Origin of the sequence: Microcoleus sp. D2_18a_B4 (assembly GCF_036702475.1) — a bacterium.
Taxonomy (GTDB): domain Bacteria; phylum Cyanobacteriota; class Cyanobacteriia; order Cyanobacteriales; family Microcoleaceae; genus Microcoleus.
This window is the reverse complement of the sequence record NZ_JAUBTL010000011.1, coordinates 130,814-143,786: the sequence shown is the minus strand read 5'-3', so window position 1 is coordinate 143,786 and position 12,973 is coordinate 130,814. Positions and strand designations below refer to the sequence as shown.

The window sequence follows — 12,973 nt, the reverse complement described above, 5'->3', positions numbered from 1 at the left end:
ATCCCACGAATACTTAAGAGAAGTCGATCGTGGGGAACCCGTAACGGATTTTTGTGACATAATATTATTCTCAATTGTGTGAGCAATTGAGAAAACAGCAGTCATCGGGCGCCAACCCGGTGGCTGTGTTGCTTTCTCTATTTTTGACGATCGCACTAAAACTCACTTCACGTCAAGTCTCAAAATCGGTCATTTTAAGTCTATTTTTACAAGTAGCCGCCAATGATAGGCGGCTATGCCAGAAAATACACACAAATACTAGCAAATACTCTTACTTGTAAAGCACCACATTTTTCTTGACTAGAGGGATAGGTTTGTTCAAGAGCGGTAGCTTAAGCACGGCGCGATCGAACTCACAATCAGCCAGTGGCCGACGTTCATCAGGCTTGACTTTCTCTCCTACCACAATTATTTCCTTAGTCTGTTTTGCATACTTAGTGGCAGAAGTGCTTTCACTTTCGTTGAACCCATCTTTGTCTGGTGTCGCGTCAAATATTTTCAGTATCGCCGTGAACAAAGCTATCCCGTCTTCTTTGTTTCTGACATAAGCATATCCTTCAAGGCCTTGTAGTCGGGCAATTTGACCACTATAAGACAAACACTCTTTACCCTTTTTCCAGACATACTTAGTGTCACCAAAAATAGTTTTAATTTTGTTTGCCCAACCTTTGATATCTGCGGGTGTTACCAGTTTTGCAAGTTTGGTTTGAGCGATTTTCGGATCGTCGGTGTAACCCGCGCATCTCACCCATTTAACCCCTACTTTTTTGTCAGGGCTGACAAAGTAAAGTTCAATCAACGGGAAGCCGCGTAGAGGTGGTTTACTATTTTTACCGGGTACACTGCCAACACTTGCGCTTTGCTGATAGCCAATAGCAGTGATGTGGTAGATAATATCGCGGGCAGTACCCGAAAGTATGTAGCTAGTAGTTGTGTCTTTTTCGTTTGGGAAGTATTTAATCCACCGTCCTACTCTTTCTTTACTCTTAGGCACAACGTCTATGTATTTTGGTTTAGACCAAGACTCTTTCTGTGCTTTGTCGGTTGGCGGCTTAGAAAACTCTTTCCACCATTCCTCAAAATCGATACCACTAGTAGCAAGCAGTTCGTTAACTGCAAAAAGCAGGGATGGTTCGTCATCACCGAGAGTGAGAGGTTTTTTTGGGGGTTTTTGAGGCATAAATAGAATAAAATAAAAACTTTTAATCAAGTTTAGCGTGTTACCGTAATCCACCGTAATAAATTTCAACCCTAATAGGGTTAGGACGGTGGTTCACCGTAATAAATCCAATAATCACAAGCTATATTGTTAAAAGCAGAAATCAGAGTATATTTAGCCATGCCTAGAAACAAACGGCAATTTTCTTTTTTAGAACGGGCTCTTAAAGTAGCGGGTGCTACGCCTACCACAGGAAGCGTCTTGGACAATTATCTAAAATATAAGACTGGCGTCAACAAACGCAATGGAGGTACGATCCCACCTGATGCGCGCAAGTTAGTTTCATACTCTTTAGCTCCATTTGGCGGCCCTGATGCGAGCGCTGCAACTACCGCAAGCAAGCGATACAGAGCAAACATTAGTAAATTTTCTAATGACTGGCGCACGGGTGGTGGCAAAATAAGTAATGCTGACATTGGATACGCGCTTGACGATCCAGCTAATCAAGTCGATGCAGCCTATTACCCTGCACAAATGAAAGTCTTTGTACCTGATGGCGGTGCAACTGCAGTTGCACAACCTAGAATTTCGGGAATCACAAAACGTTCGTACAAAACTAAAGTTGGTAAAAGTTACACGCTACCTTTTGGCGCTATTGTTGGGAAAGACGATCAAAATGAGTACCGAGAGCAAATGAAAGTTCTTAGCACTAAAGCTAAAGGAGCAGGCGCAACAAGTATTACTTTTGTCCCTGAAGAGTGGGGTTCTCCTGCTAAAGAAGCTACTTCTGGAACATAATAGGATGATAAATTCGGTTCAAATTCTTAATAGCTTATCCAGCTCGCTAGAGCTGTGGATACCTCTCAATTTGTCAAAGGAGGAATTTGAATTAGAGTTGCATCGTTCTGCTGTATTAAGAACGGCTTTAAACGATTTGTTGCAAGGAAAATTATCAATATCCGATTATTTGGAATTTGTAGAATTTTTAAATATAGATATTGATAATTACCTTGACAAAATCGAGGAAAACTTGCAATCCACCCCGGTTGTTCATTTGAGGTAAAACGTGTTAACACTTAATGACTTAGCAGAAATTCAGGCAAACGGCGATTATCGTCCCAGTCAATTACCAATAACAGAAAATCAATTTCCGACAATTGCACACCAATCTGTTTTAAAGGAGTTTTTTAAAGATGGCATTAAAACGGGTGAAATTAGGCTAGAACTGGGCGCTGATGCTGTATGGTTGCAATTTGATTGTGACTGTATAGATGCGTTACCGTACTGTCAAGCACAATGCTGCGCGTTAATCGGTACTACTGTACTACCTGAAGAGTTGCTTAATTTTAACTACCCGGTAGATATATCGCCTAATGCGGAAATAGAAATTACTATGCAGCGCAGCGCAGATGGTTTCTGTAAATGTTTAAACAGAGAGAGTCGTACTTGCAACATTTACGAGAATCGCCCAGATACTTGTAAGGCTTTTCATTGTACTAAAGGTGCGGATGTAAGAGGATGGAAGCTTGGTAATCGAGTTAATAGGCAATCTTTTGTGTGATGGTTGACATATTTTCCGATGATTCCCGATGGTTTGATTTTGGTACTTTACTTGCTTTACCGACTTGGCAATTATTTTCATCAGGTGCTTTAGGGGGAAAACTATTTGAGGTAAAGTTTGAACTCGATTGGAGCGCTTGGGAAACAAACAGTACGGGAAGGTTTAAAAGTTACTGTTTGTTAAATTTTTACTATCGCCGAAACGGTGTTTTTGATGTTAGCGAAAATCAGGCAAAAAGAATATATCTAAAACCAGGTGCACAAATTATACGGAGTCCCGTACCAGAGGAATTTATCAATGAAGCATCTAATGTGGTAACTAGAGTCCCTGGATTCAGGTATCAAACTTTTAAAAAAGCTGCGATGGACACACCGGAGGCGGTTTTTCCGTGGACTTTAAAGCTGAGATACTTAGTGCACTAACACCGGAGAAACAAACTGAAGTGACAACAAAGGATTTACTAGAAATAATCATTTTAATTATTGGTGGGGGTGGTGGTGCTGCAACGGCTGGCTTTGCTTTTGCTATGTCGAAATACAGTACCCGTCTGGAAAACTTATCCCTTCAGGTTGAAAAACACAATTTCAACTACGGGAGAAAGATGCAGCAGAATATCGATAATTTAGTTGTTGAATTAGGGGTACTAAAATGTGACATTCGGGATATTAAAGGGGTACTTGTGCGAGACGGGGTATTGCACGATCGCGCGGGTTTCCCAGGTGAAAACATCCCTAAAAAAACAGGATGGACAATAGAAGATGCTTGAGATTGACCGCTATGCCTATCGCTTTCTGATGTTTTCACTTTGTACAAGCGCCGTAGCGGTCACATTTAGTAGTCTAGCGATCGGGCTTAAGGCGACGGGAGATGCACCCGTAAATTTAACGACACTGGCAACTACTTTGTTCGGTTTTGCGATCGCACTAGCGACTAAAGTTAAGGGTAGTTAGTCAGTCTTTATGTGTATTTTCTGGCTTAGCCGCCAATTATAGGCGGCTATTGTTAAAAATGAAGGTAAAACATGGCAACAATCACACCGGGTACAGGCTCAACGATCAATGCAACCACGATCGAGGGCCAGTTGTGGCAATTGGTACACCTGATTAACAGTGCCGAAAAGGGGTTGACTACTCAACGATTCAATGTCACCAAAAGTGATGAGCAAGTTTTAGAAGGAGATTTTACGATACCAGGTGCGGTCACTTACGACAGTTCAACGGGTATTTTTTCTGCAAGCGCTGCTCCTTACTTGCCCACGCTTACTTTTATTATCGGTTCACCTCCTGGAACGATAAAAGCGACATTTTTAAGCCAATATTTTATCGATACCGTAAACTACATCATCTACTTGCAAAATCAGTCAGCTAAAAATCCTAACAACCTAACTAACTGCACATTGAGTTTTGACTACAACTCCCTTGAGTACGCGGGTAGAATTGTACTACCGTACAGTGTTGGCATGGGTACAAATGGTTCAATTGTTGAAACAGCAACAGAATGGTTGCTGACTTAAAAACATGACTGAAGTTAAAACTTGGGGAGTAACGATCGAAGATAGCGCTCTCGCTTTTTCAACCGAGGGGATAAACCCTGGCAAATGGTTACAGGATACCGCAAGTGCGGTAGTGGGAGCTATCAAGAAGGGAGTACAGACGGTTGTTGAGTTTGGGAAAAAAATATGGGAGGGAGGCAAAGAGTTACTTGGTGCGATCGCACGTGGCGACTGGGATCTGTTTGGGCAATGGTTAAAAAATGATCCGTTGGGTTTTCTAGCCGGCGGTGCGGCGGTCGCGGTTGCGGGTTGGTTTATTGGTAGTGCTACCGGGTTAACAGCCCTAGCTAGCGGTGGTATAGCGTCAATGTGGAGCGCTTTAGGAAGTGTTAAGTTAGGCGGGGTTGCGCTAGGGGCAATGTTACCCACACTACAGCAAGCGATAGTAGGCACTACAAATACAATTCTAAATGTGGATTGGTTACAAAGTGATAATGCTATTCTTGCTGAATTAAAGGCAGTTCACTCTTCATTTATGAATACTTTCGGAGAGAGTGTCGGCAGGTTACTTGTAGGTTTGTTTTTGGGTGGTGGTAAATCTAATCCTAAGCTAAAAATAAACATCACCGGGGCGGCTGCGGTAGCAATTCAAGCTGAGCAAGACACAGGGAACTCTATCACTGAGGAACTGATTGATGAGTTATCAAACCTAACCAATGCTTTTATTCGATACGCACGAAATTTAGCCGTTAAAATCGGCTACATGAACTTGAGGAAATACGCTCGCGAAAACATTAGAACAGGTATAAAAGCAATTGATGATAAAATTACCAATTGGGGACTGCAAGACGGACAATCCTTCGTTATCAATCAAAAAATTGATGACAAGATAGAAAAAATTACTGAGAGTAATCCAGATTTAGGCAATTTTTTAGAAGGATTTAAAGAAGGTGCGCTCGACGGATTCAATGAATTCGTTGTAATGACCTAGTTTTTCAGTCCTTTTCCACAAGTTGCCGCCTAGAGTAGGCGGCTACTTTTAGAAATACACACAAATACACGGTAAAACCAATGGGCGTGAAAACACGAACTTTTCCCTATTCTATTAAACCAACCACTACCACAGGGATTAACGAAGTATTTCACCTTAGAAGCGCAACTATCGATCCAGATGATGAATTAGGGATATATTTAGAAGCCATCTACTGCAACGGATCTCTGGCATCGTTTCAACTTTTTCGCTTCCCTGATTTTGACGGTGATGAAACCGAGGCTGAAAAACTTGCTAAATTTACATCTGCGGAGAATGCGTCCCAAAAGTTTGGCTTAAAACTACTTACCCGTAAATCTGGTGAAACGGGATGGAGGGAAAAGGCTGAAATTATTATGGTAAATCGAGGACGTAAAGATTACTTTGATTTGTTGAATCCATACCTCGCGCAGCGCTCGGTTCGCATCCTTGAACAAAATGACGAAATAGCAATTCAACTTGTAGATTACGGATACGGACTGCTGAAAGATAATGATTTTTTAGAATTAGAGTTTGCAATTAGGATTGAAAGCGAAAAAAAAAATAACGAGATAGAACAATTAAGGCTTGACCTAGAAACACTTAAACTTGCAATTGACGGTAGGCTGACGGAATTACCAGCTAACACCTTACTGGGACGGGATACGACTACAGGTACAGTGCAACAGATACCGCAATCTCGCTTTGCTAAACCATCTGACATTGATACTGCAATATTTAATTTAATTGGTAGCGCACCGGAAGCATTAAATACTTTAGATGAATTAGCACAAGCATTATCGGATGACGCTAATTTTGCCACTACTATTACTAATTCTTTAGCGCAAAAAGCCCCATTAGTTTCACCTACTTTTACTGGACCTGTTAGTGGAATTACTGCTACAATGGTGGGCTTAGGCAATCTAATTGATTCCTTGCAGTTAGCGGCTGGAAGCAATTTATCCGATTTGGCTAATAGACAAACAGCGTTAAATAATATCGCGGGACCTCAAACAGCTAATAGAGTATTAAGAAGCAATGGAACTAATGTGTTATTGGGTCAAATTAATTTAGCTACCGATGTTACTGGTAGTTTGCCAATAGCTAATGGAGGAACAAACAGTGCTACTCAAAATTTTGTAGATTTAGCCAGCAATCAAACTATTGGAGGAGCCAAAACATTTACATCTATTGTTGTAGCCCCTTCTTTTTCGGCTGACACTACGGGAAGATTCGAGAGTAGTACAGCAGTTTATGACAGAAAATGTTTATCTTTTAATTTATATTCTTCTTCTACAGCAACTTTAGGTTACAGGTATCAAAATATTGGTTTTGGTTGTACGTTGGAGCTATTGCCGACAGGTCAAGTGAGATTTAGATTAACTCCCAACTCTGGAGCAGCATCAGGCGCGCAAGTAGGGGCTTTTGTCACTCCAATTACAATAGATGTTAATGAAACTATTACTTGTTCTAAAGATTTCATTGTTAACGGCACAACTGCTTCAACTTCTACTGCCACAGGAGCGTTAACCGTTGGGGGTGGCATTGGAACCGCAGGAGCTATTTTTGCGGGAAGTAGTATTCAAGGGACGCAATTTCAAGTAGCCGGAATTAAAGTAATAGGAGCGAGGAATCTTGGGTGGACTGCACCTACAGGAACGACCAATAAGGGCGCTTTTTCATCAGATACGGCTACCTTGCTAGAGGTATCTAGAAGACTATATACTCTGGAGAATGCCCTTAGAAGTCATGGGTTAATAGGTACTTAATATGCCCCGCCTTAACCTTAGAAAATCACCCGACTTAAGCAAGCCGTCGGAGCCTAGCTTAGCTAGAAAAAATGATGCCAGCGAAAACACTCCCAACTCTACTCAGTTAGGGATAGCTCGCGAACTAGGTTCTGTAGCAGGTATCACTATTGAAGGTAGGGCAAAAGTAGACTTAGAATCCTTATTACCCGCGCAAGGTATTTCAATTAATCGAGATGAATCAAAAAATACTCTATCTATTGGTGCGGGCGTGGGCTCAACGAGAGGCAAGTTAGGAGTAAATATAGGAGCTGAAATTGGTTTTAATCCTGACGGCTCTACTACCCTGAAATCAGCGAGTGGAGGTGTAAATGTAGCGGGTTTTGGGATTGAAGGAAAAATCGGACAGGGCGGTGGGGGATTAGCAGTAACGATTTTGGGGGTGACAGTTGATGTTGCTAAAGATGAAAAAGGGGGGATTAGTGGAGGCATTAGCATCAGGCTCCCAGGGGGGGAGATAGGGATAGGCTTTCAACCAGGGGTAGAGCAAAAAGAAATAATCGTAGAACCGACGCCAATAATTCCCCCAGGTGAAGAAGATAATGTACCTCCCCCCCCCCCAACTGGCTCCCCTCCCCAAGTAAATACGATGACTCCCGATGAATTAATTCCTTACAAAGAAAGAGACGAGACTTTCGGAGGTGAAACTTTTGAGGACAATACAAATCTATTGCAAGGCAATGGAATTGCCTATGTGTTAGTCTGCGGACAAGCTGTTTCAAGTTCTGTTAGTCACGGCGTATACGACGTATTATCTGGGTATTTTGACAACGGCCACACGACATCTACTTCGACAAGATGCTACGCAGAAGGGGGGGGACTTACTAACAACAGATTACCAAATGGAAATGTAGACATTAGCACGGTTTATTTTAAGACGGACGTTATAGTCAAAGTAGTTACAATAGGCACTAAACCTGAATATCCCGTTATTTACGATCGATACAACAATGGTTCCCGCGCTAGTGTTGTGTATAATTACACTCCGTACCGATCGTTTAGTCTGGTAGGCTGTAACGTCTGGTCGTCAAACGGAAATTTTGCCTACCAAGAAGTAGCTTCATCCTCAGCCTCTCCGACGGATTTTCAAGGTAGCGGCGGCGAGGGTACTCAAGGATTTTTATTTAGGGGACCACAAAATGCAATTGCTGACTGGATACGTCAAGAAAATCCAAAACCACATAATAATGTCTCAAACATTAGCGGAACACGTAGAAATAGATATCGGGTATGTAAAGTCGTACCGCTTGAGCCTCAAGTAAAACTCTCACCTCAACTACCTAACCATCCTCAACAAACCAACAAACCTATGGACTGCTGCGACAAAGTAGAAGAAATTTATAAATACCTTGGTATTGCTAAACTTAAAAAAAATAAATTTCCGGTGAGCAACGCCTTCCTCGTACCAGGAGGAAAGGGGAATGATAATTGCATTGATTACTATGCAATTACTCAAGCTCTATTTAGAATGCTCGCTAACGGGCTGATACTTAATCCTAAAAGTCAACCATTAGGCAGTGAATGGCAAAATGTAAATGCTACCGCATGGGCAGGACAAATATACGAGATGATGGCTGAGAGTATGAGTGATGGCAATAGCACTCAACGCTTTGAAGTAGCCGCAATAATGCAATTGGTACAGATAATGGGTGCTATTGCAGAAACAGGAAGAAAAGTTGAATTTGTAGCCGATGCAATTGGTATCGAGCCAGAGGCTGTTCCAGAGGAAGTACCAGTGTGTTTTACGGTTCACGAAAATCATAAAGGCTTTGGAGGCAGTAAACCTAAAAAACTGAAAACATCAAATCTTAAAACGGACGCGCAAGTAGAGGAAGTGCTGGGTAAAATGCTGAATCCCAGTAAGATACCAATTGTGCGCTGGCAGTTTAAGCCGGGCCAGATATCAATTAACGAGGCATTGAGGAATAATGGCTAAGTCAATCAGTGGCGGGGGACGTACAAGCTCAAGCGGTAGAACTACCTCCCCTAGAACAACTACTGCACAACAGAGAGAGATTGCCGGTAAGGGTGCAATTCGAGAGGAATTTCTCAGAAAGAAGGATGAACTGATTAAACTGAAATCGCTTGATATCTTTTTAGTCAAGGATGCAATGGGTATCAATCCCAAAAAGAGTGATATGAAACCAGAGTTAAAGGAGATAGTCAAAAAACTCAAAGAGAAAAAGCTAAAGTAAGTTTCTTAGTGTATTTTCTAGAATAGCCGCCTATCATTGGCGGCTACTTGTAAAAATGAAGGCAATGGCTAACGCAGTCTCTCCTACTTTTAAATATTTGGTATAAAATAATACATTGATTTTTTGTTCTACCGTGATAGCCGTAGTTTTTGCCGCGTTAAGGCAAGGTAAGTGCGTTATGGTTGATACATCACCAGTACAGACAAAGGCAGTCACAATGAACGTTTGGACACTAATAATCGAGGCTTTTAAGATGTTGGTACAAAGGGACGCTATTCTTTCGGAACGAATTGCTAAACTTGAGGAAGAAAGCGGTTTGGACGTGACAGACGAGAGTGTTACCCAGTCTCAACTACAAGAGCTAGTATCTCAGATGTCGGATCAGACGGTTCCCCCGGTTGTGTAGTTGATTTGTCAAGGTTAGGGTTTTACCCGGTGTAACAACCGGGTTTTTTATTGTGTAGCCGCCTATTTTTAATAATAGCCGCCTACAGTTGGCGGCTATGCCAGAAAATACAGGCAGAGACACAAACAGGCAAGGTAAAAAATAGCCAATAAAAAACCCCCCTTATTAAGGGGGGCGGTAGGTAGGGGTGAGTAGGGGCTAAAAAGCTTCTACGATTCTAGTTTCTTCACTTACTCCCAGATAGTGCCTGAGAATTACATCTACACTGTTACCGCAGGAAGTAGCAATATGCAGTAGTGCATTGTTGTTGTGGCTGTTAGCCTGTGCTGTAAGCGTGATGTAAGTGTGACGGGTATGATATAGGGAGAGATAGCCTGATATCTTGCCTTCCTCTACTAATCGAGCAACTACTCCGAAATACCAGTAATCTGTCTCAGTACCATCTTTGAGTATTCTCTTTTGCTTGTATCCTCTCCAAGTTTGTGCAACGCTCGATTGTAGTCTGTGTTTCCCCTTTTTGTTTGGAAAAACTAACTCGCTTGAACTTTCACTTTTTAACTTTAACAATAGCTCCCTTAATCGAGAATTCTCACTAAAGTAGAAAAGTCTTACCTCACCTGTTTTGGTTTCTTTTACCTTTTTTGTTGACGAGCCTAGCGACTTGCTAAACCGAATTAAATTCCGTTCAAAATCGATATCCTTCCACGTTAGCGGTAATGCTTCAGATGTTCTACACCCGGTTAAAAAGTAAAACTCGATTAAGGGTGCATACAGAATTACAGCTTTAGAATTGGATTCGTAAAAAGCCTTGATAATAATCTTGCATTCTTCCTTAGTAAAGGCACGACGGTCATTTTCAAGGTCTTTTTCATCTAACACTTCATGCCATTCTTTTTCCTCTCCGTTCACTATTTTGGGAGCGTACTTTTGCTGCGTTGTAACAGCGGGTGTGCTGAACTTATCAAGTGTAAAAGGATTTTCAGTAGTCGGATTAACCAGTATGCCTTTAGACTTGGAAAACTCAAATGCCTGACTTAACTCAGACAAAAAATACGTTTTTTTTGATGATTTGATTCTAGATAATACTAGAATCAAATTTTGCTTGTCATCCAATCGGATTAAATCAATGCTTAATCCTGACTGAGTAAATGCTTTAGTTTGATTGTTCCAGATTTTACCGTAAATCAAATTTGAGAATTGTGTCTCATACCTGACTTTGAATGTTGTTTCCTCTACAACGGTTTTTTTCCATTCTAAGTAAGCCTCCCACATCTCCCTTACGGTAATCTCAGGATTAGCCTGTACTGTGCCGGGTAATTGGAGCACGTCAGCTAGCTTGGAGTATTTACCGCCCCCTAGGCCGTACTTGGCAAGGGTAGGATCAAACAGTTTTTCCCATTCAGGGTGATCGAGATCGGCTTCCATAGCGATCGCTAACTGGGTAGCTCGTTTCCAGTCCTCTGGATTGTCAGCGCTAAAGCCGTACTTAGTCAGGTACAGGTAGTTGGGCTTCCCTTTGAGGGATTTGCCCTTTAACTGTTCCCACAACGGTGTGTGACGCTTAGGGAAGCCAAGTCGTAAGGAATTGCCGTCGGCGGTAACGCTAACATCACAGGTTTGAGGACGTTTGTCAGCTCTCATGGTTGTTTCTCCTGAAACTATTGGTTTGTCAAGGTTCTGGGTTTTCTAGACGGATTCTAGATTTTTGCACTTGTGTGTATTTCTGAGAATAGCCGCCTATCATTGGCGGCTACTTTCTAGAATAGCATAACAGGTTTTTAGTAAACTTCTTTGAGTTCGGAGATTTCCGTGTGGATGGCGCTGCGGAGTTTGTCGATGCCGGTTCCGCTTTTGCAGGAGGTTTCGACAATCGCTTTGATGTTGGGATATTTGTCGCGCAAGGCTTTGCGGTTGAGATCCAGGGGTTGTTCGTCGCACTTGTTGCCGACGATGATGACGGGAGAAGCGTCGCCGAAGCTTTCGATCAGTTTCAGCCAGTATTCGAGGCGGTTTTCGTCTTCGCTGGTGCGACAGTTGCAGGCGAGGAGGTAGAGGCTGCGTTTGGTAAGGAAAAATTGGTGGGTGGCGTGGTAGATTTCTTGTCCGCCGAAGTCCCAGATGTTGAGTTTGACGGGTTTGGTGTTGACTGTAATTTGCCAGTCTGTGATGTTGAGTCCGTCGGTTTGGGGTTCGTTGGGGTTGTATTTTTTGTGGGTGAGGCGGTTGATCAGGGAGGTTTTGCCGACGCTTCCTTGTCCGACGAGGAGGACTTTGGCTTCGTTGAGGGGGAGGACTTCGCCGCTGCGGAGTTGGCGCAGGTAGTTGAAGATGGCTTCGGGAGTACCGGGCTCTTCGTTCAGGTTGGCGGGCCCTAGAACTTCTGGAGAAATGGGCAGGGGATTGTGGCGGAGGTCGAGTTTTTCAAGTTTTGGCAGTGTTTCTAAGCCTTCAGGAATCTTTTCAATCTGATTGTTACTGAGGGAAAGCCGTGTCAGATTCGACAGTTGGGCGATCGCATCTGGGATTTGGGTAATTTGATTGTTACTGAGGTTAAGCCATGTCAGATTGGACAGTTGGGCGATCGCCTCTGAGATGGAGGTAATCTGATTGTCACCGAGGTAAAGCTCTGTCAGATTCGACAGTTTGCCTAGCGCATCTGGGATGGAGGTAATCTGATTGTTATCGAGGAGAAGCGCTGTCAGATTCGACAGTTGCCCGATCGCCTCTGGGATGGAGGTAATCTGATTGTTATCGAGGAAAAGCGCTGTCAGATTCGACAGTTGCCCGATCGCCTCTGGGATGGAGGTAATCTGATTGTTCCAGAGGACAAGTTCTGTCAGATTCGACAGTTGGGCGAGATCCTCTGGGATGGAGGTAATCTGATTCTTCCCGAGGTAAAGCTTTGTCAGATTCGACAGTTGGGCGAGATCCTCTGGGATGGAGGTAATCTGATTGGTATGCAGGTAAAGCTTTGTCAGATTCGACAGTTGGGCGAGATCCTCTGGGATGGAGGTAATCTGATTCTTCCCGAGGTTCAGGTCTCTCAGATTGGACAGTTGCCCGATCGCTTCTGGGATGGAGGTAATCTGATTTTCAACAAGCGAAAGTGTTTTTAAGTTAGTTAATTGAAGAACAGAATCAGGAAACTCAGTTAGCTTATTCCCAATCCATTCTCGTTTCTCTTTATCGAACTTCCCCAACACCAGCATCTCAAGCTGCGTGCACTTGCCAATCTCCCCCGGCAATTCCTCCAAGTCCAGCCCCGACAAATCCAGTTCCGTCAATTTTTCCTCGGCTGCTTGGTCAATTCGCCGCACTGCTTCCTCTCGCGTCATGCCCTTTG

15 protein-coding genes are annotated in these 12,973 nt (G+C 42.9%); 12 read left to right on the top strand and 3 right to left on the bottom strand.

The window, feature by feature from the left end:
• Window positions 1–271: 271 nt before the first annotated feature.
• Entirely contained in the window at window positions 272–1,180 is a 909-nt protein-coding gene (locus tag QUB04_RS09520) for a hypothetical protein (RefSeq protein WP_333283622.1), read from the bottom strand.
• 126 nt (window positions 1,181–1,306) lie between these two features.
• Between QUB04_RS09520 and QUB04_RS09515 the strand changes: the two genes are divergently transcribed.
• The 12 genes from QUB04_RS09515 (at window position 1,307) to QUB04_RS09460 (ending at window position 9,630) form a co-directional block, all read left to right on the top strand.
• Window positions 1,307–1,957 carry a hypothetical protein gene (locus QUB04_RS09515; protein ID WP_333283620.1) on the top strand — a complete coding sequence of 217 codons (651 nt, stop codon included), beginning with the start codon at window positions 1,307–1,309 and terminating at the stop codon, window positions 1,955–1,957.
• Between the two features lie 4 nt (window positions 1,958–1,961).
• On the top strand, window positions 1,962–2,222 hold the full coding sequence (locus tag QUB04_RS09510; protein WP_333283618.1) for a hypothetical protein: 261 nt from the start codon (window positions 1,962–1,964) through the stop codon (window positions 2,220–2,222).
• A 3-nt stretch (window positions 2,223–2,225) separates the two neighbouring features.
• Complete coding sequence (locus QUB04_RS09505) at window positions 2,226–2,720, top strand: YkgJ family cysteine cluster protein (protein ID WP_333283616.1); 495 nt, start codon at window positions 2,226–2,228, stop codon at window positions 2,718–2,720.
• The gene (locus QUB04_RS09500; protein WP_333283615.1) at window positions 2,720–3,142 is read left to right on the top strand and encodes a hypothetical protein; all 423 of its coding nucleotides are present in this window, start codon (window positions 2,720–2,722) and stop codon (window positions 3,140–3,142) included. Before QUB04_RS09505 ends, QUB04_RS09500 begins: the two co-directional genes overlap by 1 nt.
• A complete protein-coding gene (locus QUB04_RS09495) occupies window positions 3,109–3,486 on the top strand; it encodes a hypothetical protein (RefSeq protein WP_333283613.1) in 378 nt (125 codons plus the stop codon). Before QUB04_RS09500 ends, QUB04_RS09495 begins: the two co-directional genes overlap by 34 nt.
• Window positions 3,479–3,670, top strand: coding sequence for a hypothetical protein (locus tag QUB04_RS09490; protein WP_333283611.1), 192 nt, complete (start codon window positions 3,479–3,481; stop codon window positions 3,668–3,670). The genes QUB04_RS09495 and QUB04_RS09490 overlap by 8 nt, the downstream gene beginning before the upstream one ends.
• A gap of 71 nt (window positions 3,671–3,741) precedes the next feature.
• Window positions 3,742–4,233, top strand: a complete 492-nt coding sequence (locus QUB04_RS09485; RefSeq protein WP_333283609.1) for a hypothetical protein — start codon at window positions 3,742–3,744, stop codon at window positions 4,231–4,233.
• Window positions 4,234–4,237: 4 nt separating this feature from the next.
• A complete protein-coding gene (locus QUB04_RS09480) occupies window positions 4,238–5,203 on the top strand; it encodes a hypothetical protein (RefSeq protein ID WP_333283607.1) in 966 nt (321 codons plus the stop codon).
• Window positions 5,204–5,283: 80 nt separating this feature from the next.
• Window positions 5,284–6,990 carry a hypothetical protein gene (locus QUB04_RS09475; RefSeq protein ID WP_333283605.1) on the top strand — a complete coding sequence of 569 codons (1,707 nt, stop codon included), beginning with the start codon at window positions 5,284–5,286 and terminating at the stop codon, window positions 6,988–6,990.
• Between the two features lies 1 nt (window position 6,991).
• Window positions 6,992–8,965, top strand: a complete 1,974-nt coding sequence (locus tag QUB04_RS09470; RefSeq protein WP_333283602.1) for a hypothetical protein — start codon at window positions 6,992–6,994, stop codon at window positions 8,963–8,965.
• Window positions 8,958–9,224: a hypothetical protein gene (locus QUB04_RS09465; RefSeq protein ID WP_333283600.1), complete on the top strand. Its 267-nt coding sequence runs from the start codon at window positions 8,958–8,960 to the stop codon at window positions 9,222–9,224. Before QUB04_RS09470 ends, QUB04_RS09465 begins: the two co-directional genes overlap by 8 nt.
• A 178-nt stretch (window positions 9,225–9,402) precedes the next feature.
• A complete protein-coding gene (locus QUB04_RS09460) occupies window positions 9,403–9,630 on the top strand; it encodes a hypothetical protein (protein WP_333283596.1) in 228 nt (75 codons plus the stop codon).
• A gap of 198 nt (window positions 9,631–9,828) precedes the next feature.
• Here the strand turns inward: QUB04_RS09460 and QUB04_RS09455 are convergent, their stop codons facing one another.
• Together QUB04_RS09455 and QUB04_RS09450 are read right to left on the bottom strand one after the other, a co-directional pair.
• Window positions 9,829–11,271, bottom strand: a complete 1,443-nt coding sequence (locus QUB04_RS09455) for a site-specific integrase (RefSeq protein WP_333283594.1) — start codon at window positions 11,269–11,271, stop codon at window positions 9,829–9,831.
• Between the two features lie 137 nt (window positions 11,272–11,408).
• Window positions 11,409–12,965, bottom strand: a complete 1,557-nt coding sequence (locus tag QUB04_RS09450; protein ID WP_333283592.1) for a leucine-rich repeat domain-containing protein — start codon at window positions 12,963–12,965, stop codon at window positions 11,409–11,411.
• Between the last annotated feature and the right edge of the window lie 8 nt (window positions 12,966–12,973).

Bases quoted from the DNA above. Each gene is read 5' to 3' on its own strand.
- QUB04_RS09460 (WP_333283596.1), top strand. From the start codon at position 9,403: ATGGTTGATACATCACCAGTACAGACAAAGGCAGTCACAATGAACGTT.
- QUB04_RS09490 (WP_333283611.1), top strand. From the start codon at position 3,479: ATGCTTGAGATTGACCGCTATGCCTATCGCTTTCTGATGTTTTCACTT.
- QUB04_RS09455 (WP_333283594.1), bottom strand. From the start codon at position 11,271: ATGAGAGCTGACAAACGTCCTCAAACCTGTGATGTTAGCGTTACCGCC.
- QUB04_RS09465 (WP_333283600.1), top strand. From the start codon at position 8,958: ATGGCTAAGTCAATCAGTGGCGGGGGACGTACAAGCTCAAGCGGTAGA.
- QUB04_RS09450 (WP_333283592.1), bottom strand. From the start codon at position 12,965: ATGACGCGAGAGGAAGCAGTGCGGCGAATTGACCAAGCAGCCGAGGAA.
- QUB04_RS09470 (WP_333283602.1), top strand. From the start codon at position 6,992: ATGCCCCGCCTTAACCTTAGAAAATCACCCGACTTAAGCAAGCCGTCG.
- QUB04_RS09510 (WP_333283618.1), top strand. From the start codon at position 1,962: ATGATAAATTCGGTTCAAATTCTTAATAGCTTATCCAGCTCGCTAGAG.
- QUB04_RS09480 (WP_333283607.1), top strand. From the start codon at position 4,238: ATGACTGAAGTTAAAACTTGGGGAGTAACGATCGAAGATAGCGCTCTC.
- QUB04_RS09520 (WP_333283622.1), bottom strand. From the start codon at position 1,180: ATGCCTCAAAAACCCCCAAAAAAACCTCTCACTCTCGGTGATGACGAA.
- QUB04_RS09500 (WP_333283615.1), top strand. From the start codon at position 2,720: ATGGTTGACATATTTTCCGATGATTCCCGATGGTTTGATTTTGGTACT.
- QUB04_RS09485 (WP_333283609.1), top strand. From the start codon at position 3,742: ATGGCAACAATCACACCGGGTACAGGCTCAACGATCAATGCAACCACG.
- QUB04_RS09475 (WP_333283605.1), top strand. From the start codon at position 5,284: ATGGGCGTGAAAACACGAACTTTTCCCTATTCTATTAAACCAACCACT.